The sequence below is a fragment of the Streptomyces sp. NBC_00212 genome (assembly GCF_045206365.1).
In the GTDB taxonomy this organism is placed as follows: Bacteria; Actinomycetota; Actinomycetes; order Streptomycetales; family Streptomycetaceae; genus Streptomyces.
On the sequence record NZ_CP108115.1, the window covers coordinates 7,272,598 to 7,291,219 of the forward strand.

Sequence of the window (18,622 nt, forward strand, 5' to 3'; positions counted from 1 at the left end):
GCGACCACTCCTTCGTGGGACTGTGACGGGGACGTGCGCGGAACGTAGCGGGAGCCGGACGAACATTCAATACTGATGAACCGTCAGATTCTCGGGGTCCGCGGGGTCCGCGGGGTCCGCCCCGGGCTGCCTCGTGTCCGCCGCTCAGATCTTCTGGGTCTCCAGCGCCCAGATCCGCGCGGAGTCGAACAGGTCCGAGGCGCGCGGGCGCGCGGACTCGTCGTGGCAGTGGAACGCGGCCCAGAACAGATCGCCCGGCAGCGCCTCGCGCGGCGCGTACACCCGGTACACGTACTGCAGTCCGTCCTGGGCCAGGAGGGCGACCATCCAGCACATCGGCGCTCCCTCGGCGGGCGGTGGGGACGGCTGTGTCATGCGGGAAGGACGAGTCCGGGCGGCGTCGCGGTTGCGCCGGGGGAGCGGGGCAAGGCGACACGCGCCGTTGGGTTGCCCTCAAGGGGGAGATTTCCGAGATCTCATCCGTAAGGAGGAGAACCCGGTCATCCGTGCCCAACTTTTGCGGGAGGGCGAATGCTCCCCCACGGGGATGTTCTTCGAGTCATCGGCTGATGAGGTTGAGGGGTGCACAGTCCTATCCCAGGGGCCTCTCACCAGGTCCCGTCCCCCGCAGACATCGAAGCCCGACTCACCGCGGAGCTGGCCTCGGTGGTCGCGGGCGCCCGCAGGCGTGCGCTGCGCGACGGGGACCGGCAGCTGGACACCGCGCACCTGCTGCACTCGCTGATGGAGAGCGACCCCGAGGTGCGGGCCGTGTTCGAGGACGGGCCGCAGGTGGCGCGTGTGCTCGGGTACCTGGTGCAGCGCAGCATCGGGTACGGCCTGCGCTGGCAGGGATCCGTCGAGGACTCGGGGGCGGTGCCCCTGATGACCCAGCCCGGCTGGTCGCCCAGCGCCCTGACGGCGATGGAGTACGCGCTGCGCCGGGCCACCGCGCGCCGCGGTGAACAGGTCACCGGACGGGACCTCCTGGCCGCGCTCGCCGCCGACCCGGAGTGCCGGGCCGTCCAGGTGTTCCAGCACGCGGGAGTGGACGCGGCCGCGCTGACCGGCCGCCTGGGAGAGCCGTCCGGCCAAGAGCTGACCGACCGCGCCGCAGAGCCCTCCCCGCAGGTCTGAAAGCCTCAGGTCTGAAAGCCGCTGAACCGGGCCGCTTCGAGGCCTTGCGCACGACTGAATTCCGCCCCTCCGTCTCGACAGGTGTCACGCGGATGACGGTCCTGACCCGGGCTGCCATGATGTGCCGATGCACGCGTCTCAGGGAAGAAGCGTCGGCCTGGGACTCGCCCTGGTGTCGGCCTTCGCGTTCGGTGGTTCAGGTGTGGCGGCCAAGCCGCTCATCGAGGCGGGGCTCGACCCGCTGCACGTGGTGTGGCTGCGGGTGGCCGGGGCCGCGCTCGTCATGCTCCCGGTGGCCTGGCGCCACCGCCGCCTGGTGCTGCGCAAACCGGCGCTGCTCGCCGGGTTCGGACTCCTTGCCGTCGCCGGCGTCCAGGCCTGCTACTTCGCCTCCATATCGCGCATACCCGTCGGCGTCGCCCTCCTCGTCGAATATCTGGCGCCCGCGCTCGTCCTCGGCTGGGTCCGGTTCGTGCAGCGCAGGCCGGTGAGCCGCGCCGCCGCGCTCGGTGTGGTGCTCGCCGTCGGCGGGCTCGCCTGTGTCGTCGAGGTCTGGTCCGGGTTGAGCTTCGACGCGGTCGGACTGCTCCTCGCGCTCGGCGCGGCCTGCTGCCAGGTCGGCTACTTCGTCCTGTCCGACCAGAACGGCGAGGGCGAGGACGCGGCCGACCCGCTCGGCGTCATCGCCCACGGCCTGCTTGTCGGCGCGCTCGTCCTGACCGTCGTGGCCCGGCCCTGGGACATGAAGTGGTCGGTGCTCGGCGGCAGCGCCGACATGAACGGCTCCCAGGTCCCCGCCGTGCTGCTGCTCTGCTGGATCGTGCTGATCGCGACCGTCGTCGCGTACGTCACCGGCGTCATCTCGGTGCGCAAGCTCTCCCCGCAGGTGGCCGGCGTGGTCGCCTGCCTGGAGGCGGTGCTCGCGACCGTCTTCGCCTGGGTCCTGCTCGGCGAGCACCTCTCGACGCCGCAGATCATCGGCGGCGCGGTGGTCCTGACCGGCGCGTTCATCGCCCAGTCCGCCGCCCCCAGAGCGGCCTCGGGGCCGGTCGCCTCGGGCGGTCCCGCGCCCGCCGAAGGGGAGTTGTCGGCCGGGCGGTCCGCCGCCTAAGGTGACGATCATGCATTCGACCGTACTGCCGCCTCCCGCCGCGTAACGCGGGCGGCCGCTCCTGACGAAGACCCGGCTCGGGCAGTCCCCGAGCGGCTCGTCGCTGCCCGCGTACTCCACGCCAGCGTCCAGCCAGCTGTCTTCCTCCTCGGAGTACGTACGTGTCGAACTCTTCAACGGGCCTTGCCATGGGCCCCTCCGCCACCCTGGCCGTCGGGCGCGGTCTGCTCTATCTCGCCTTCGCCGGAGTCGCCTGGGGCACCGCGGGCGGCGCCGCCGCCCTGGTCTTCGGGGCCAGCGACCTCGGGCCGCTCGCCCTGTCCTTCTGGCGCTGCGCCGGCGGACTCGTCCTCCTGCTCGGCGCGCGGGCGCTGCGCCGCCGCCCCGCCACCAAGGCGGCTGAACCGCGCGGCCGCCGGCTGCTGCGCATCCTCGGCAGCGGCATCGGCCTGATGATCTTCCAGAGCGCGTACTTCGCCGCGGTCGAGGCCACCGGGCTCGCGGTCGCGACCGTGGTGACCCTCGGCGCGGGCCCGGTCCTCATCGCGCTCGGCGCCCGCGTCGCCCTGGGCGAGCGGATCGGCTGGGCCGGCGCCGCGGCCGTCGCCGGGGCGCTGGCCGGGCTCGCGGTCCTCTGGATCGGGAACGGCGGCGGCACCGTCCGGCCCGCCGGGGTCGTCCTCGCCCTGGTGTCGGCCGCCGGGTACGCGGCCATCACCCTGCTGACCAGGTGGCTCGGCCGCGACGGAGGCACCGCCGACGCGTCGGCCACCACGGCCTGGGCCTTCGGCGTCGCGGCCCTGTGCCTGCTCCCCTTCGCGGGCGCGGAGGGCCTGCTTCCGCACACCGTGGAGCCGCTGCGGGTGGTCTTCCTGCTCCTCTACGTGGCGGCCGTGCCCACCGCGCTCGCGTACGCGCTCTACTTCGCCGGGGCCGCGGTCGTCCGCGCCGCGACTGTGTCCGTGATCATGCTGCTCGAACCGGTCGGCGCGGCCGTGATCGCGGTGTCGGTGCTCGGCGAACGGATCACCGCGGCGACCGCGGCCGGCACCACGCTGCTGCTCCTCGCGGTGATCGGGCTCGCGGCGGCGGAGACGAGGCAGGCGGCGAGGTCGCGCCGCGCGCCGGTGGCGCCGTAGCGGGTGGTGGGCCCCCGTCGGACAGGGGCCCACCACCCCTTCGTGACCCGCGGCCGCGTCAGAGCGCCGACAGGTAGCCGGGCACGGGACGCGCCGGGTCCAGACCGTCCGCCGGGAGGGGGGCGCCGTAGCCCGGGGCGAGCGGCAGGACGCCGGACCAGTGGGGGAGCGCGAGGTCCTCGGGGTCGTCGTTCGGGCCGCCGGTGCGGAGCTTCGCCGAGACCTCGTTCAGGTCGAGGCTGATCACCGCGGTCGCGGCCAGCTCCTTCGCGTTGGCCGGGCGCGAGTCGAGGGAGCGGCCCGGGACGACGTGGTCCACCAGTGCGTCGAGCGCGGCGCGCTTTTCCTCGGGGTCGGTGACCTCGTGGGCGATGCCGTGCACCACCACCGAGCGGTAGTTGATCGAGTGGTGGAAGGCGGACTTGGCCAGGACCAGGCCGTCGACATGGGTCACGGTCAGGCACACCGGGAGGCCGGGATCGGCCTGGCCCGCCGCGCGCAGCGGGCGGGAACCGGTCGAGCCGTGTATGTAGAGCCGCTCGCCGACCCGGCCGAAGAGCGTCGGCAGCACGACGGGCGCGCCGTCGCGGACGAAGCCCAGGTGGCAGACGTACGCCGCGTCGAGGATGCCGTGCACCAGCTCGCGGTCGTACGAGGCCCGCTCGCGCGAGCGGGTCGGTACGGTGCGGTCGGTCGCCTGATAAGGGGCTGCGGTCGCGGTGTCCGACATTGCGTTCTCCATTGCACTAGTGCATAATCTGGTTTGTGCTAGGAGAATATCGGATCGAGGGGCGTCGCGCATCGGAGATTGCCGAGAGCGTGGAGCGCGCGGTGGGTGCCGGAGGGCTCGAACCGGGCCAACTGCTGCCTCCGCTGCGGGAGTTGGCGACCGAGCTCGGCGTCAATCCCAATACGGTCGCGGCCGCCTACCGGCTGCTGCGCGACCGCGGGGTGATCGAGACGGCGGGCCGGCGCGGCAGCCGCGTGCGCCCGAGGCCCGCGAGCACCGCCCGCGACCTCATCCGCGTGGACGTGCCCGACGGCGTGCGCAACATCGCCGACGGCAACCCGGACGCGGCGCTGCTCCCGCCGCTCGGCGAGGCACTGGCGGCCGTCGCCCGCAGCAATGCCGAACGGCCCGCGCGCTACATGTACGGGCAGGAGCCCGTGGACGAGGAACTCGCGAGCCTGGCCCGCGCCGACTTCGACGAAGGAGGCGTGCCGGACGGGCCGGTCGGCGTGCTCTCGGGTTCGCTCGACGCCATCGAGCGGGTGCTCACCGCGCACCTGCGCCCCGGCGACGCCGTGGCGATCGAGGATCCCGGCTGGGGCGCGCTGCTCGACCTCGTACCGGCGCTCGGGCTGCGGCCCGAACCCATGGCGCTCGACGACGAGGGCCCACTGCCCGACGGGCTCGAACGCGCCCTGGCCGCGGGGGCGAAGGCCGTCGTGATCACCTGCCGGGCGCAGAACCCGACGGGCGCCGCCGTGAGCGCGGCCCGCGCCCGGGCCCTGCGCGAACTGCTGGCCGCGCACCCCGGGGTGCTGCTCATCGAGGACGACCACGGCCACGGCATGGTCGACCTGCCGCTGCATCCGGTCGCCCCGGTCACCGAGCACTGGGCCTTCGTGCGGTCCGTGGCCAAGGCGTACGGGCCAGATCTGCGGCTCGCCGTGCTGACCGGGGACGCCGTCACTCTCGACCGGGTGCGCGGGCGCCAGCGGCTCGGGCCCGGCTGGGTCAGTCGACTGCTCCAGCGGGCCGTCGTCGAGCTGTGGACGTCGGGCGCCGTCGACCCGGCGAAGGTCGCGCGCTCGTACCGCGAACGGCGCGAGGGCCTGTTGCGGGCGCTGCGCGAGCGGGGCGTCGAGGCGCGCGGGCGCAGTGGCTTCGTGGTCTGGGTGCCGGTGCCCGACGAGACGGGCGCGGTGTCCCGGCTGCTGCACGCGGGCTGGGCGGTGGCGCCCGGCGCCCGCTTCCGGATGGCCTCCGCGCCCGGCGTGCGCCTCACCGTGTCGAGCCTGGCCCAGGACGACATCGGGCCGCTCGCGGACGCGATTGCCTCCGCGATCGGCCCGGGCCCCGGGACGCGCTACGCCTACTGAGAGCCTGTGTCTGAACCCCGCCCGGGCCCGCGACGCCTGGCACGCACTCCCCCAAGGTCTCAGGGACCAGGGGGGACCCCCATGCGGCGTTGGCCGAAAGCCCTGGTAGCTCCTCCCCCAAGGCCTGAAAGGCCAGGGGGTACCCCCATCAAGGACTTCCAGCCGCCTTGCGATCGCACGCACCAGACGCCGCGGTCTGATCCGGACGGGGTTCAGACACAGGCTCTAAGCCTTCTTCGAACGGGCGCGGCTCTGGGCCAGGGCCGCGCCCGCGAGCACGATGGCCGCGCCGACCGGCGTGTTCCAGCTGAGGCTCTCGCCGAGGACCGCGACACCGGCCGCCGTGGCGATCACCGGGATGAAGTAGGTGACCATCTGCGCCGTGGTCGGGCCCACCTCGTTGACGAGCCCGTACTGGACGAGCACCGCGAGACCCGTGCCGAGTGCGCCGAGCGCCGCGACGGCGAGCAGCGGGACGAGCGGGAAGGAGCTCGGGAAACCGGCGAACAGCGGGGTGACCAGGGCCAGTTGGAGGGTGGCGACGCCGAGCTGCGAGCCGATCAGGGACAGGTTGGAGTGGCCGCTGCCCGCGAGCGTGCGCCGGACGTAGATCCAGCCGATCGGGTAGCAGAGCGAGGCCAGCAGCGCCATCGCGGTGCCCGTGACGTCCAGGCCGTGGAAGCCCTGCCAGGCGCCGAGCACCGTGAGCACCCCGAGGAAGCCGAGGCCGAGACCCGCGACCCGGCGGCGGGTCGGCCGGTCCTCGGAGAGCGCGACCAACGACAGCGCCATGCCCCACAGAGGCGAGGTCGCGTTGCAGATGCCGGCCAGTGTCGACGGAATCGTCAGTTCCGAGTAGGCGAAGAGCGAGAACGGCGCGGCGTTGAGGAGCAGCGCCGCCACGGTCAGATGCAGCCAGGTGCGGCGCCCGCGCGGCAGCCGCTCGCGCTTGACGGCCATCGCCGCGGCGAGCACCAGCGTGCCGAAGAGCAGTCGTCCGAAGGTCACCTGGAACGGGGCGTAGCCGTCCGTGCCGACCTTGATCAGCAGAAAACTGAAGCCCCAGATCAGCGAGAGCGCCGCGAACCGGATGCGCCAGTCCAGGGCGGGGCGGCGCAGGGTGGTCGTCGGGATCGGTGGGGAGGAGGTGGCCCGGGACGGGGCGCTGGTGCTCATGACGACCAGAATGCGGCCCAGAACTACGTAGCACAAGCGAGAAATCATGCGCGGGATAAGTTAGTATCGCTTACATGTTGAATCTGGAGCGCCTGCGCATCCTCGACGCGGTGGCCCGGCACGGCTCGGTGGGCGGCGCGGCCGACACCCTGCACGTGACCACCTCCGCCGTCTCCCAGCAGCTGGCCAAGCTGGAGCGGGAGGCCGGCCAGCCGCTGCTCGCCAAGAACGGGCGTGGCGTGCGGCTCACCGACGCCGGCCAGCTCCTTGCCGAGCACGCCGCGCGCATCCTGTCCCAAGTCCAGGTCGCCCAGGCCGAGTTGGAGGCCCAGCGCGGCCGAGTCGTCGGTGAGCTCAGGATCGCGGGCTTCGCCACCGCCGCCCGGGGGCTCTTCCCCGCGGCGCTCGCCTCGCTGCGCGCCGAGCACCCGCAGCTCGCCGTCCGCTCCGACGAGCTGGAGGCCGACGAGTCGGTGCGGGGCGTGCTGCTCGGCGACCTCGACCTCGCGCTCGTACTCGACTGGTACAACAAGCCGCTGCCGCTGCCCGACGGGCTCGCCAAGCGGGCGGTCCTCGACGACCTCGCGGACGTCGCCCTGTCCGCCGGGCACCCGCTGGCCGGCCGGGATGTGGTGGACCTGGAGGAGTTCGCCGACGACGAGTGGATCACCTGGCCCGAGGGCGAGTTCTGCAACGAGTGGCTGATGTTCACCCTGCGCGGCAAGGGGATCGAGCCGAGGATCGCCCATGTGGCCCGCGAGCACGCCACCCAACTCGCCCTGGTGGAAGCAGGGTTGGGGGTCAGCATCGCTCCGCGCCTCGGCCGCGGCCCGATCCCCGACGGGGTGCGGGTGGTCCCGGTGCGCGACGCGATGAGCCGCCATGTGTACGCGGTGTGGCGCGCCGATGCCGACCGCAGGCCCTCGATCCGGGCGGCGGTCGACGCGCTGGCGGCGGCGGGGGAGCGGCTGGCCTAGGGGGCCTCGCTACCGCCCGAAGTCGCCGCCCAGCTTGCGGAAGTCCCACGACACCACGGTGTCCGGCGTCAGCCGCAGCCACGCGTGCCGCCCGTCGTGGAACATCTCGTCCAGACCGAAGTTCTTCGCCGCGAACTCCCGCTCCACATCGAGGAGTTCGGGACACGGCTCCCCGGTGCGCGGAGCCTCACCGACCGGGACGACGCTGCCGCTGAGCTCCACCCCGCGCAGCTCCCCGTACTCCGTGCCGTCGTCCACCACCACCGCGACGCGCGGGTCCTTGCCGAGCTGGGTCCAGCGGCGGCTGCGGGTGATCGAGTACAGCCAGAGCGAGCCGCCGTGCCAGACGTACCAGAGCGGGGCGACGTGCGGCCTTCCGTCGGCCGAGACGGTGGCGACCCGGCAGGTGCGCTGCTCGCCGAGGAAGGCGTCGCGATCCTCGTCGGTCATCATGATCCGGCGGCCCCGGCGCTGCGTGGCGGTCATCTGCGCCATCCCTTCCACGAGTGCGTGCAAGCATTCTGACGATGTGTCAGAAATGATGGCTCGCTCTTCCCTCGTAACGCAATGGCGGTTAGCCTCCCGCGCCATGGCGACGAAGGAACTCCTCGCGGAACAGCTCGACCCCGCCTCCACGGTCCTGCTGACCGTCGAATGCCAGCAGGGCGTGGTGGGCGCGGACAGCGCACTGCCCGAACTCGCCAAGGTGGCTAGGGGGTCGGGGGCCCTGCACAACGTGGCCCGGCTGGTGGCCGGCGCGCACGAGGCGGGCATCCAGGTGCTGCACGCGGTCGCGGAGCGCCGCCCCGACGGGCGCGGGGCCAGCCGCAACGCGCGCCTGTTCCGGGCCGCTGAGCGGCTGCCCGTGCAGCAGTACTCGGGCTCGCGGGCGGTGCGGATCGCCGAGCCCATCGAGGTGGCCGACGAGGACATCGTCGTACGCCGACTGCACGGCCTCTCGCCCGTGGCCGGCACGGACGTGGACCCGCTCCTTCGCAACCTCGGCTGCCGCACCCTGATCGTCACCGGCGTCTCGGCGAACGTGGCGATCCCCAACGCGGTCTTCGACGCGGTCAACCTCGGCTACACGGTGGTGGTCGCGGCCGACGCGATCGCGGGGGTGCCGGCCGACTACACCCCCGCGATGATCCGCAACACCCTCGCGCTGGTCGCCACGGTGGCCGCCACCGACGACATCCTGGGCTGCCTCAAGGTGACCCGCCGGGTCACGCGAGCTTGATCGAACCCCCCTCGACGGAGATCGCGGCGGCGGGCAGCGGGGACGGCGCGGGGCCGCCCTTGACGCTGCCGTCCGCGACATCGAACTTGCTGCCGTGGCAAGGGCAGTTGATGGTCCCGCCCGACACCGACGACACGGCGCAGCCCTGATGCGTGCACTTCGCCGAGAACGCCTTGAACTGCCCCGCGGTCGGCTGGGTGACCACGACGCCCTGCGCGGCGAAGATCTTTCCGCCACCCTGCGGGATGTCCGACGTCTTGCCGAGCACGCCCCCGGCGTCCTTGCCGCCGCCGTTCCCGGCGGGCTTGGCGCCGTCGGACCCGCCCGCGTTGTCCGAGCCGCCCCCGCAAGCGGTGAGCGCGGCGGCGAGCCCGGCAGCGCCGACACACGCGATGACGGTGCGGCGCGCCGGTACCTGCACGGGTACGGACTGCGATTCGGTGCTCATGCTGACTGTCCTCTCGACGTACGACGCGTAGCTGCGTGAGGGTGTACGGGAGTGGCGCCCGGGGCGTTCAGCGATCCGCCCGGTTCTCAGGAACCGGGCGGTCGGGGCTGGGTGGTCGGGGCTGGGTGGTCAGACCCCCGTCGTCAGCTTGCAGGGGACCTGGAGGGTGACCGTCGTCGGGCCGCCCGGGGGGCTGCTGATGCCCAGGGTGCCGTCGAAGGCGCCGATGCGGCGTTCGATGCCGAGCAGGCCACTGCCCGCCTCGGCGCCCGCGCCGCCGTGGCCGTCGTCCGTGACGGTGATGAAGAGGGCGCCGGCGCGGTGCTGAAGGTCGATCAGGACGCGGCGGGCGCCGGAGTGCTTGGTCGCGTTGGCCAGCAGCTCGCAGACGGCGAAGTAGCCGGCGGATTCCACGGCGGGCTCCGGCCGGGCCGGCAGGTTCGCGGTGACGTGGACCTGGAGGTGGCTCTCCAGGGCGAGGGAGCGTACGGCGTCGACCAGGCCCCGGTCGGCGAGCACGGGCGGGTGGATGCCGCGGACCAGATTGCGCAGTTCCTCCAGCGCCTGCACCGAGGCGTCCCGGGTCTCGGCCAGCAGGGCGCGGGCGGCCTCGGGGTTCTGGTCGAGGAGCGACTCCGCGGCGCCGATCTTCATGCCCATGGCGAGCAGGCGTGCCTGCGCGCCGTCGTGCAGGTCGCGCTCGATGCGGCGGATCTCGGCGGCGGAGGAGTCCACCACGTCGGTGCGGGTCCGGGCCAGGTGCTGGACGCGGTGCGACATGCGGGACCGCTCGGTGGGGGCGAGCACCGAGTGCGTCAGACGGGCGTGCAGGTGCAGTACGTACGGTGCGATGAAGAGGCCGACGGGGATCTCGACGAAGCCGAGCACGGCGGCCATGACGGCGTCGTCGTGGTCGTTGAGCGGGATGAACATGTACCAACTGCCGTCCCAGGCGGTGACCACAGGCTCCCAGATCAGCGGCAGCAGCAGACCGAAGACGCCGTGCGCGAGCATGCCGAAGGGGATGATCGCGAGCAGTCCGCCGACGGTGATGGCGACCTGCGCCCACAGCAGGTCACGCCAGGTGGCGCTGTCGGTGAAGAGCGCCTCGCACCTGCGCCAGGCGCCCGGCCAGCCGCTCCGCGCCGGGGGAGCGGCCCGGTAGGGGGAGGCGATCTCCACCCCGCTCGCGGCGGTCATCCGGCGCTGCGCCTGCGCCGACCAGCGCACCGCCGCGACCATGGGCGGGACCAGGAACAGGCCGACGCCTATGAGCACCAGGGACATCGCGGTGAGCGCGAACCAGGCGAGGAACACGGCAAGCAGCCCCAGGCCGAACATGGCGAGCCCGCGGCCCATCGCCACCCAGCCCGCCGTGAACCACGAGCGTCCCTGCCGCACTCCGTGCGGGGAACCGGTCGAACCATCCGTCATGTCAGTCGTCTCCATGTTGCTCGGCCCGGGAGGATCACCCCCGTTGTCTTACGTTGATCATCTTGGGCGTCGCGCAGGGGAAGGCCAGTAGGCCTAGGCCTAGGCCTACCTCTTGCGGGAGGTGACACCCGTCCCGCGCGCGGGTGCCTGGAGCCGCAGGCCGCGGCCGGAATTCCGGTGCCGGGAGTGTGCGTGCGCGGGATGCGCCCACCGGGGGCCTGGGTCGGATCTGCGATCAATGTGGTCACTTGGGACACACCGGCGAACGAACGAGTCATTCAGGTTCCGCTGCGCGTGATGATTCCCACAGCGCGTCGGCGGCCGGGTCTCCAGGCATCACCGCATTCACGACACTACGGACGCGTTACCCTAACGATTCCTTAATGGTCTGCACCTCTACTTAATGATCTTCCCTGCTCCGGCTGAGATTTGCCAAACAGAGCTGATTCGCCGGAATTGGTGTGGGCCGGGGTGGGCCAGTGACTGTTGTCGTAATGGCCGCGATGGCCGAACTTTCTTATGGCTGACGGCTGTTGAGCCGGGAGTTGCGAGACGGACGCTCCATTCCGGCAGCCTCCTCTGATCGAGCGTGCCGCCCGCTCCAGTCGCAGCACCGACCGGCGCCACTCGCCGGTCACCCCGCCGCGGCCCGGCCGAGGAACCGCGTACGGTTGCTCGGGTGCGACCCCTCTCGTACGGGGGAGTCGCTGAAACCGTCCAGGGACGAGGGGTGTCGGAAGTGATTCGAAAGCTGCAGGCGGTCGCGCTTGACTGTGCCGATCCGGTACGGCTCGCGGAGTTCTACGCGGATCTGCTCGGCGGCCGGGTGGTCGCGGACTCGGAGGATTCCGACTGGGTCGAGGTGCACGGGTTCGAGGGAACGCCGCTGGCCTGCCAGCGGGTGGACGGATACCGGCCGCCCGAATGGCCCAGCCAGCAGCACCCGCAGCAGATCCACCTGGACTTCGACGTGGACGACCTGGAAGGGGAGGAGAAGCGGGCGCTCGCCCTCGGCGCGACCGTCCTTGAGCGGACGGACCAGGTTCGCCCGGAGGCCAACTGGCGGGTCTACGCGGACCCGGCCGGCCATCCGTTCTGCCTCTGCCTCCACTGAGTCCACGGGGCCTCGCAGTAACTACCCCCCATGCATGCCGTTGATTGCAACGCCAAAGAGAACGCCGAAGAGATGGATGGCCCGGGAAAATGTTGAATGAGGTCGTCGCGACCCGGTACGTCACGCCGTTGCGTGAGGGCGGGTCGCTTCCGGGCATCGTCGAGGCCGACGATCTCGGAACGTACGTCATGAAGTTCACCGGGGCCGGCCAGGGCCGCAAGACGCTCGTCGCGGAGGTCATCTGCGGCGAGCTCGGCCGGCGGCTCGGGCTGCGCGTCCCGGAACTGGTCACCATCCAGCTCGACCCGGTCATCGGCCTGTCCGAGCCCGACCAGGAGGTGCAGGAGCTGCTCAAGGCGAGCGGCGGCCTCAACCTCGGGATGGACTACCTGCCCGGCTCGCTCGGCTTCGACCCGCTCGCCTACCAGGTGGACGCGGTGGAGGCCGGCAAGGTCGTCTGGTTCGACGCGCTGATCAACAACGTCGACCGGTCGTGGCGCAACCCCAACATGCTGGTCTGGCACGGCGACCTGTGGCTCATCGACCACGGGGCCACGATGATCTGGCACCACAACTGGCCCGGCGCCGCGGCGTCGGCGGCCAAGCCGTACAACGCCTCCGATCACGCGCTCGCGCCGTTCGGCCCCGACATCGCCGTCGCTGCCGCCGAGCTGGCGCCGCTGGTCACAGAGGAGCTCCTGACCGAGGTCGCGGCCCTGGTGCCCTGCGAGTGGCTGGTCGACGAGCCCGGGTTCGACACCACCGACGCGCTGCGCCGCGCCTATGTCGAGCCGCTGCTCGCCCGGGCCGCCGATATTCACGAGCGGATCACGTTTGACGCGCCGGTGAAGACAAAGGCGCCGCAACCCCCGGGCTGGCTGACCGAGCACGCCAAGCCCTGGCCGCACCCCACCAAGAACAGCAAGAGCCGCGAGAAGGATGCCGACCGTTGAGCAAGCGCGATGTCTTCGAGTACGCGCTGCTGCGCGTGGTGCCACGCGTCGAGCGCGGTGAATGTTTCAACGCTGGCGTGCTGGTCTATTGCCGCGCCCACTCCTTCGTCGCGGCCCGCACCCATCTGGACGAGGCGAAGCTGAAGGCGCTCGACCCGGCCGCGGACGTCGTGGGCGTGCGGGCCGCGCTGCGCGCCGTCGAAGGCGTCTGCGGCGGCGGCGAGGGAGCCGGACAGGCAGCGGGCGACGACGCCGGCCGCCGCTTCCGGTGGCTGATCGCGCCACGCTCCACGGTCGTCCAGCCGGGCCCGGTGCACACCGGCCTGACCGCCGATCCGGCGGCCGAGGCCGAGCGGCTGCTCGACCTCCTCGTGCGCTGATTTCCGCCCCTGCGGGGGTGTGACATGCGCCGGGGGATCCGTGGGCCGTTGACACCGGGTGCCAGGGCTTCTAGCGTCTCGACTGCTGAAGCTACTAAGCGGTTGCTCAGTGACTGAGGGCCGCGGATCCCAGGGCGAGGAGAACAGCATGTCCACCACCGAGCAGCGTGTCGCCATCGTGACCGGGGCGGCGCGGGGCATTGGCGCCGCGACCGCCGTCCGGCTTGCGGCCGAGGGCCGGGCCGTCGCCGTACTCGACCTCGACGAGGCGGCCTGCAAGGACACCGTCGACAAGATCACCGCGGCGGGTGGCCGGGCCGTCGCCGTCGGCTGCGACGTGTCGGACAGCGCCCAGGTGGAGGCGGCCGTCGAGCGCGTGGCGGCCGAGCTCGGTGCGCCGACCATCCTCGTCAACAACGCGGGCGTGCTGCGCGACAACCTCCTCTTCAAGATGAGCGAGTCGGACTGGGACACCGTGATGAACGTGCACCTCAAGGGCGCGTTCCTGATGGCCAAGGCCTGTCAGAAGCACATGGTGGACGCCAAGTGGGGCCGCATCGTCTCGCTCTCCTCGTCCTCCGCGCTCGGCAACCGCGGCCAGGCCAACTACTCCGCCGTCAAGGCCGGCCTGCAGGGCTTCACCAAGACCCTCGCCAAGGAGCTCGGCAAGTTCGGCATCACCGCCAACGCGGTCGCCCCCGGCTTCATCGTCACCGAGATGACCGCGCAGACCGCCGCCCGGGTCGGCATGGGCTTCGAGGAGTTCCAGGCCGCGGCCGCCACCCAGATCCCCGTCCAGCGCGTCGGCTTCCCCGAGGACATCGCCAACGCGATCGCCTTCTTCTCGGGCGACGCCGCCGGCTTCGTCTCCGGCCAGGTCATGTACGTGGCCGGCGGACCGCTCAACTAAGGCCAGGGGCAAGGGACATGACTGAACTTCCTGAACTGTCGGGCAAGGTGGCCCTGGTCACCGGAGCCAGCCGCGGCATCGGCTACGGCATCGCCGAGGCGCTCGTCGCCCGCGGCGACCGGGTGTGCATCACCGGACGCGGCGAGGACGCCCTCAAGGAGGCCGTCGAGCGGCTCGGCTCCGACCGGGTCATCGCCGTCGCGGGCAAGGCCGCCGACGAGGCCCACCAGGCCACCGTCGTCGAGCGCACCATGGAGGCCTTCGGCCGGGTCGACTTCCTGGTCAACAACGCCGGCACGAACCCGGTGTTCGGCCCGATCGCCGAGCTCGACCTGAACGTCGCGCGCAAGGTGTACGAGACGAACGTGATCTCCGCGCTCGGCTTCGCCCAGCAGACCTGGAAGGCCTGGCAGAAGGACAACGGCGGCGCGATCGTCAACATCGCCTCCATCGCCGGCGTCTCCGCCTCGCCCTTCATCGGCGCGTACGGCATGAGCAAGGCGGCCATGGTCAACCTGACCCTCCAGCTGGCGCACGAGTTCGCGCCGGTGGTCCGGGTCAACGCGATCGCCCCGGCCGTGATCAAGACCAAGTTCGCCCAGGCGCTCTACGAGGGCCGCGAGGCGGAGGCCGCCGCGGCCTACCCGCTGGGCCGGCTCGGCGTGCCCGCCGACATCGGCGGCGCGGCCGCCTTCCTCACCTCCGAGCAGTCGGACTGGGTCACCGGACAGACGCTGGTCGTCGACGGCGGGCTGTTCCTGAACGCCGGAGTCCACTGACGCTAGAGGTCCGCGAAAACTGAGCGGATTTGCTCCTGAATATTCCAACGTGCCCTGCTGAGACGGTCGGTCGACCCAGCGGGGCACTGCGGTATGGTCTGCCGACCCATGGCCGATCGAGGAGCGTGCACGTGTTCAAACGGACCATCTGCCGGCGCACCATGGCGGCCCTTGCGTCCATATCCCTGCTCGGCGGCTGCGGACTGCTCTCGGGGGGCGGTTCGCAGGCGCAGCAGGAGATAACAGTGGGGACGACAAGCGAACCGAGCACGCTCGACCCGGCCGCCTCCTGGGACGGATCGTGGGAGTTGTACCGGAATGTCTTCCAGACTCTGGTGGCCTTCCCGACCGGCAGCAGCGCGCCGCAGCCCGACGCCGCGCAGTCCTGCCAGTTCCAGGACAAGTCGAGCCGCACGTTCACCTGCACATTGCGCAAGGGAATGACCTTCTCCGACGGAACGAAGCTCGACGCGAACGCCGTCAAGTACTCCATCGACCGGATCGTGAAGATCAATGTGAAGGCGGGCCCGAAGGGGCTGCTCACCAGCCTCGACAACGTCACCGTCGACAACGACCTGACCGTCACCTTCCACCTCAACAAGCCCGACGCGACCTTCCCCTACGTGCTCGGCGCGCCCGCCATGTCGATCGTGGACCCCAAGGCGTACCCGGCCGACAAGCTCCGCGACGACGGCGGGCTCACCGGCTCGGGCCCGTACACGCTCGACTCGTACAAGGCGGGCGACCGCGCGGTCCTGAAGAAGAACGACAGCTACCAGGGCTTCGCACAGCGCAAGAACGACGGCGTCACCATCCGCTACTTCCGCGACTCCAAGACCATGGTCGACGCCCTCAAGGACAAGCAGATCGACGTCACCTACCGCGGCATCACCGCCGACGAGGTCGAGGACGTACGCAACGAGAAGGCCGCCGGCAAGCCGCTCGAACTCGTCGAGAACACCGGCACCGAGATCCGCTTCCTCGTCTTCAACCCCAAGGACCCAGAGGCCGCGAACCCGGCGGTACGCCGCGCGGTCGCCCAGCTCGTCGACCGCGACGCCCTGGTCGCCAAGGTCTACAAGGGCACCGCCGAACCGCTGTACTCCATGGTCCCGACCGGCGTGAACGGGCACACCACCAGCTTCTTCGACGCCTTCGGCTCGCCCAGCGTCCCCAAGGCGAGGGACATCCTGCGCAAGGCCGGCATCACCACCCCGGTCCCGCTCACCTTCTGGTACACCACCGACCGCTACGGCTCCTCCATGGTGGCGGAGTTCCAGGAGCTCAAGCGGCAGCTCGACTCCTCGGGCCTCTTCGACATCACGCTCAACAGCCGGCCCTGGAAGACGTACACCGAGGGCTTCCAGGCGGGCGACTTCCCCGTCTTCGGGCGCGGCTGGTTCCCCGACTTCCCCGACCCGGACAACTTCATCGCGCCGTTCGTCGGCAAGGAGAACGCGGTCGGCACGCCCTACGATCCGCGCGAGATCACCACGCAGCTGATCCCGCAGTCCCGCGAGATCTCCGACCGGGGCGCGGTGAGCAAGCAGTTCGAGCGCGCCCAGGACATCCTCGTCGACGACGTACGGCTGCTGCCCCTGTGGCAGGGCAAGCTCTACATCGCGGCGAGCGACGACATCGCGGGCGGCGAGCGCGCCATGGACCCGCAGACCGTCATGCAGATGTGGGAGCTGTACCGCAAGACCAGCTGGTAGGGGCGGGCGCGGACGGCGTTGTCAGTGGCTCCGGGTAGGTTCGGAAATCCGCAACGAGAGTGCGGTAACCGAATGTCCCACGGAGGTTGTTGACGTGACCGATATCGCCATGCTGCCCGAGTCCTGGCAGGGCGTCCTCGGCGAGGAGCTCCAGAAGCCGTACTTCAAGGAGCTCACCGCGTTCGTCGAGGAGGAGCGGGCGAAGGGCCCCGTCTTCCCGCCGCGCGAGGAGGTCTTCGCGGCCTTGGACGCGACGCCGTACGAGAAGGTGAAGGTCCTGGTCCTCGGCCAGGACCCGTACCACGGCGAGGGCCAGGGCCACGGCCTGTGCTTCTCGGTGCGGCCCGGCGTCAAGACGCCGCCGTCGCTGCGCAACATCTACAAGGAGATGCGCGACGAGCTCGGCCTGGACATCCCGGACAACGGCTATCTGATGCCGTGGGCCGAGCAGGGCGTCCTGCTGCTCAACGCGGTGCTCACCGTGCGCTCCGGAGAGGCCAACTCGCACAAGGGCAAGGGCTGGGAGAAGTTCACCGACGCGGTGATCCGCGCGGTCGCCTCGCGGCCCGACCCGGCGGTCTTCGTGCTGTGGGGCAACTACGCGCAGAAGAAGCTCCCGCTGATCGACGAGGAGCGCCACGTGGTGGTCAAGGGCGCGCACCCCTCGCCGCTCTCGGCCAAGAAGTTCTTCGGCTCGCACCCGTTCACGCAGATCAACGAGGCGGTCGCGGCGCAGGGTCACGCCCCGATCGACTGGCGCGTGCCGAACCTGGGCTGAGGCGGACCGGCCGAGGGGCGTGATCGTCGGCCGGGCGTTGTGACGGCGTCCGGCTGACAGCCCCGGGGCCCCGCCCGAGCCTGAGGCCGATTGTCAGTGGCGGCGGATAGCGTCGAAGTCGTTCGGCTTTTCGTGACGACTGGACGACTGGTGGAGACAGCGGTGACGGACATGCAGGAAGCCCCGGGGGACATCGTGATGACCCGGATCGGGCAAGCGATGATGCTGCTGCACGGCGGGGACCGCGAGGAGGCCCGCAACCGCTTCGGAGCGCTGTGGACGGAGATCGGCGAGGACGGCGACGCGCTCCACCGCTGCACCCTGGCCCACTACATGGCGGACGCGCAGGACGACACGGGGGACGAACTGGCCTGGGACCTCAGGGCGTTGGCGGCGGCCGACGGCCTGAGCCAGGAGCGCCTCACCGAGCACCACGCCTGGCTCGCGGTGCGGGCCTTCTACCCCTCGCTCCACCTCAACCTCGCCGCCGACTACGTAAAACTGCACCGTCCGGAGGAGGCACGGCTCCACCTCGGCCGGGCCCATGCCGCCCTGGACGCGCTGTCCGACGACGCGTACGGGAACGACATCCGTGAGGCGCTGCGCCGGCTTGAGCGGCAGGTGGACGCCATGTGACCCACCATCAGCCCCTCAGCTCGATGGCGTGCGGCCGACCGTCAGTCCGCGGCCTCGGGCGCCCATCGGGAGATGACACTTCGGCCGAGTGTGACGGATCGTCAATTACCGTATGCCTCGCGGCAAATGCGGGCCTCCGGGCTGTCCGCCTGCCAGCCGCCGTACCCCTGGCCCAGCGCGCAGATGCCGCCCGAGGCGGGCGGCGCGGGGGCGGGCCGGGGGTGCTGCTTCCTGGGGGCGGCCGGGTAGTGCCTGGGCTGCTCGGCCCGGGAGTGGTGGTGATGGCGGGGCGCGTCCGGCTGCTCGGCCTTCGGCGGCGGGGGAGGCGAAGGGGAGGGGGTGTCCGGCGGCAGAACCGTGTCCAGGGCCTCGCGGGCCGGGGCCTGGACGATCTGCGGCTGCGGAGCGACCTCGCCCTGCGGTCGGGCGGGCGGGGCGGCGGGTGGCTGGGAGGGCGTGGTCCGGGCGTCGACGGAGACGCAGCCCGAGACGCATCCGCAGACGGTCAGGGCTGCCACGGCCGTCATGAGCTTCAGCGCGTTCCTGGTTCGGTGCATCTGGCAACTCTGCTGGCTACGGCGGGAGTTGG

Annotated in this window: 21 protein-coding genes; 14 read left to right on the plus strand and 7 right to left on the minus strand. The window is 71.4% G+C overall.

Annotated elements, in window-relative coordinates; all coding sequences use genetic code 11:
* Positions 1-144: 144 nt before the first annotated feature.
* Positions 145-336, minus strand: a complete 192-nt coding sequence (locus tag OHA17_RS33165) for a hypothetical protein (RefSeq protein ID WP_398882196.1) — start codon at positions 334-336, stop codon at positions 145-147.
* Positions 337-582: 246 nt separating this feature from the next.
* Here OHA17_RS33165 and OHA17_RS33170 point away from each other — a divergent pair, with 246 nt between their 5' ends.
* From OHA17_RS33170 to OHA17_RS33180, 3 genes are all read left to right on the plus strand, one after another.
* Positions 583-1,137: a Clp protease N-terminal domain-containing protein gene (locus OHA17_RS33170; RefSeq protein WP_406509541.1), complete on the plus strand. Its 555-nt coding sequence runs from the start codon at positions 583-585 to the stop codon at positions 1,135-1,137.
* Positions 1,138-1,264: 127 nt separating this feature from the next.
* The gene (locus OHA17_RS33175) at positions 1,265-2,248 is read left to right on the plus strand and encodes an EamA family transporter (RefSeq protein ID WP_406509542.1); all 984 of its coding nucleotides are present in this window, start codon (positions 1,265-1,267) and stop codon (positions 2,246-2,248) included.
* Positions 2,249-2,436: 188 nt separating this feature from the next.
* Positions 2,437-3,387 (plus strand): DMT family transporter, encoded by a 951-nt coding sequence (locus tag OHA17_RS33180; protein ID WP_406510877.1) that lies wholly within the window; start codon positions 2,437-2,439, stop codon positions 3,385-3,387.
* Positions 3,388-3,445: 58 nt separating this feature from the next.
* On the opposite strand, the gene OHA17_RS33185 is transcribed toward OHA17_RS33180, so the two are convergent.
* The gene (locus tag OHA17_RS33185; RefSeq protein WP_406509543.1) at positions 3,446-4,117 is read right to left on the minus strand and encodes a pyridoxamine 5'-phosphate oxidase family protein; all 672 of its coding nucleotides are present in this window, start codon (positions 4,115-4,117) and stop codon (positions 3,446-3,448) included.
* 35 nt (positions 4,118-4,152) lie between these two features.
* On the opposite strand from OHA17_RS33185, the gene OHA17_RS33190 reads away from it, so the two are divergent.
* Positions 4,153-5,493 (plus strand): aminotransferase class I/II-fold pyridoxal phosphate-dependent enzyme, encoded by a 1,341-nt coding sequence (locus OHA17_RS33190; RefSeq protein WP_406509544.1) that lies wholly within the window; start codon positions 4,153-4,155, stop codon positions 5,491-5,493.
* 225 nt (positions 5,494-5,718) lie between these two features.
* On the opposite strand, the gene OHA17_RS33195 is transcribed toward OHA17_RS33190, so the two are convergent.
* A complete protein-coding gene (locus tag OHA17_RS33195) occupies positions 5,719-6,669 on the minus strand; it encodes a DMT family transporter (protein ID WP_406509545.1) in 951 nt (316 codons plus the stop codon).
* Between the two features lie 74 nt (positions 6,670-6,743).
* On the opposite strand from OHA17_RS33195, the gene OHA17_RS33200 reads away from it, so the two are divergent.
* Positions 6,744-7,646 carry a LysR family transcriptional regulator gene (locus tag OHA17_RS33200; protein WP_406509546.1) on the plus strand — a complete coding sequence of 301 codons (903 nt, stop codon included), beginning with the start codon at positions 6,744-6,746 and terminating at the stop codon, positions 7,644-7,646.
* Between the two features lie 9 nt (positions 7,647-7,655).
* Here OHA17_RS33200 and OHA17_RS33205 read toward each other — a convergent pair whose 3' ends face one another.
* Positions 7,656-8,132, minus strand: coding sequence for a pyridoxamine 5'-phosphate oxidase family protein (locus OHA17_RS33205; protein WP_406509547.1), 477 nt, complete (start codon positions 8,130-8,132; stop codon positions 7,656-7,658).
* Positions 8,133-8,235: 103 nt separating this feature from the next.
* Here OHA17_RS33205 and OHA17_RS33210 point away from each other — a divergent pair, with 103 nt between their 5' ends.
* Entirely contained in the window at positions 8,236-8,886 is a 651-nt protein-coding gene (locus tag OHA17_RS33210; RefSeq protein ID WP_406509548.1) for a cysteine hydrolase, read from the plus strand.
* Here the strand turns inward: OHA17_RS33210 and OHA17_RS33215 are convergent.
* A complete protein-coding gene (locus OHA17_RS33215) occupies positions 8,873-9,334 on the minus strand; it encodes a Rieske (2Fe-2S) protein (RefSeq protein ID WP_406509549.1) in 462 nt (153 codons plus the stop codon). The genes OHA17_RS33210 and OHA17_RS33215 overlap by 14 nt on opposite strands.
* Positions 9,335-9,463: 129 nt before the next feature.
* Complete coding sequence (locus OHA17_RS33220; RefSeq protein WP_406509550.1) at positions 9,464-10,768, minus strand: sensor histidine kinase; 1,305 nt, start codon at positions 10,766-10,768, stop codon at positions 9,464-9,466.
* Between the two features lie 739 nt (positions 10,769-11,507).
* Between OHA17_RS33220 and OHA17_RS33225 the strand changes: the two genes are divergently transcribed.
* From OHA17_RS33225 to OHA17_RS33260, 8 genes are all read left to right on the plus strand, one after another.
* Positions 11,508-11,882, plus strand: a complete 375-nt coding sequence (locus tag OHA17_RS33225) for a VOC family protein (protein WP_398881731.1) — start codon at positions 11,508-11,510, stop codon at positions 11,880-11,882.
* 89 nt (positions 11,883-11,971) lie between these two features.
* Complete coding sequence (locus tag OHA17_RS33230) at positions 11,972-12,835, plus strand: HipA family kinase (RefSeq protein ID WP_406509551.1); 864 nt, start codon at positions 11,972-11,974, stop codon at positions 12,833-12,835.
* Positions 12,832-13,215: a DUF3037 domain-containing protein gene (locus OHA17_RS33235; RefSeq protein WP_053724272.1), complete on the plus strand. Its 384-nt coding sequence runs from the start codon at positions 12,832-12,834 to the stop codon at positions 13,213-13,215. The genes OHA17_RS33230 and OHA17_RS33235 overlap by 4 nt, the downstream gene beginning before the upstream one ends.
* 148 nt (positions 13,216-13,363) lie before the next feature.
* Positions 13,364-14,125 carry a 3-oxoacyl-ACP reductase FabG gene (fabG, locus tag OHA17_RS33240; RefSeq protein WP_406509552.1) on the plus strand — a complete coding sequence of 254 codons (762 nt, stop codon included), beginning with the start codon at positions 13,364-13,366 and terminating at the stop codon, positions 14,123-14,125.
* A 17-nt stretch (positions 14,126-14,142) separates the two neighbouring features.
* Positions 14,143-14,904: an SDR family oxidoreductase gene (locus OHA17_RS33245; protein WP_406509553.1), complete on the plus strand. Its 762-nt coding sequence runs from the start codon at positions 14,143-14,145 to the stop codon at positions 14,902-14,904.
* A 161-nt stretch (positions 14,905-15,065) separates the two neighbouring features.
* Positions 15,066-16,619 (plus strand): ABC transporter substrate-binding protein, encoded by a 1,554-nt coding sequence (locus OHA17_RS33250; protein WP_406510878.1) that lies wholly within the window; start codon positions 15,066-15,068, stop codon positions 16,617-16,619.
* Between the two features lie 94 nt (positions 16,620-16,713).
* Entirely contained in the window at positions 16,714-17,397 is a 684-nt protein-coding gene (locus OHA17_RS33255; protein ID WP_053724269.1) for a uracil-DNA glycosylase, read from the plus strand.
* A 162-nt stretch (positions 17,398-17,559) separates the two neighbouring features.
* Positions 17,560-18,033: a hypothetical protein gene (locus OHA17_RS33260; RefSeq protein ID WP_406509554.1), complete on the plus strand. Its 474-nt coding sequence runs from the start codon at positions 17,560-17,562 to the stop codon at positions 18,031-18,033.
* 101 nt (positions 18,034-18,134) lie between these two features.
* Here the strand turns inward: OHA17_RS33260 and OHA17_RS33265 are convergent, their stop codons facing one another.
* A complete protein-coding gene (locus tag OHA17_RS33265; protein ID WP_406509555.1) occupies positions 18,135-18,590 on the minus strand; it encodes a hypothetical protein in 456 nt (151 codons plus the stop codon).
* Positions 18,591-18,622 lie beyond the last annotated feature (32 nt).

What these genes read in the sequence shown, in the direction of transcription:
- OHA17_RS33200 (WP_406509546.1), top strand. Translation starts at nt 6,744, where the DNA reads ATGTTGAATCTGGAGCGCCTGCGCATCCTCGACGCGGTGGCCCGGCAC.
- OHA17_RS33265 (WP_406509555.1), bottom strand. Translation starts at nt 18,590, where the DNA reads ATGCACCGAACCAGGAACGCGCTGAAGCTCATGACGGCCGTGGCAGCC.
- OHA17_RS33230 (WP_406509551.1), top strand. Translation starts at nt 11,972, where the DNA reads ATGTTGAATGAGGTCGTCGCGACCCGGTACGTCACGCCGTTGCGTGAG.
- OHA17_RS33175 (WP_406509542.1), top strand. Translation starts at nt 1,265, where the DNA reads ATGCACGCGTCTCAGGGAAGAAGCGTCGGCCTGGGACTCGCCCTGGTG.
- OHA17_RS33180 (WP_406510877.1), top strand. Translation starts at nt 2,437, where the DNA reads ATGGGCCCCTCCGCCACCCTGGCCGTCGGGCGCGGTCTGCTCTATCTC.
- OHA17_RS33165 (WP_398882196.1), bottom strand. Translation starts at nt 336, where the DNA reads ATGTGCTGGATGGTCGCCCTCCTGGCCCAGGACGGACTGCAGTACGTG.
- OHA17_RS33210 (WP_406509548.1), top strand. Translation starts at nt 8,236, where the DNA reads ATGGCGACGAAGGAACTCCTCGCGGAACAGCTCGACCCCGCCTCCACG.
- OHA17_RS33205 (WP_406509547.1), bottom strand. Translation starts at nt 8,132, where the DNA reads ATGACCGCCACGCAGCGCCGGGGCCGCCGGATCATGATGACCGACGAG.
- OHA17_RS33250 (WP_406510878.1), top strand. Translation starts at nt 15,066, where the DNA reads ATGGCGGCCCTTGCGTCCATATCCCTGCTCGGCGGCTGCGGACTGCTC.
- OHA17_RS33185 (WP_406509543.1), bottom strand. Translation starts at nt 4,117, where the DNA reads ATGTCGGACACCGCGACCGCAGCCCCTTATCAGGCGACCGACCGCACC.
- OHA17_RS33245 (WP_406509553.1), top strand. Translation starts at nt 14,143, where the DNA reads ATGACTGAACTTCCTGAACTGTCGGGCAAGGTGGCCCTGGTCACCGGA.
- fabG (WP_406509552.1), top strand. Translation starts at nt 13,364, where the DNA reads ATGTCCACCACCGAGCAGCGTGTCGCCATCGTGACCGGGGCGGCGCGG.
- OHA17_RS33215 (WP_406509549.1), bottom strand. Translation starts at nt 9,334, where the DNA reads ATGAGCACCGAATCGCAGTCCGTACCCGTGCAGGTACCGGCGCGCCGC.
- OHA17_RS33195 (WP_406509545.1), bottom strand. Translation starts at nt 6,669, where the DNA reads ATGAGCACCAGCGCCCCGTCCCGGGCCACCTCCTCCCCACCGATCCCG.
- OHA17_RS33220 (WP_406509550.1), bottom strand. Translation starts at nt 10,768, where the DNA reads ATGACGGATGGTTCGACCGGTTCCCCGCACGGAGTGCGGCAGGGACGC.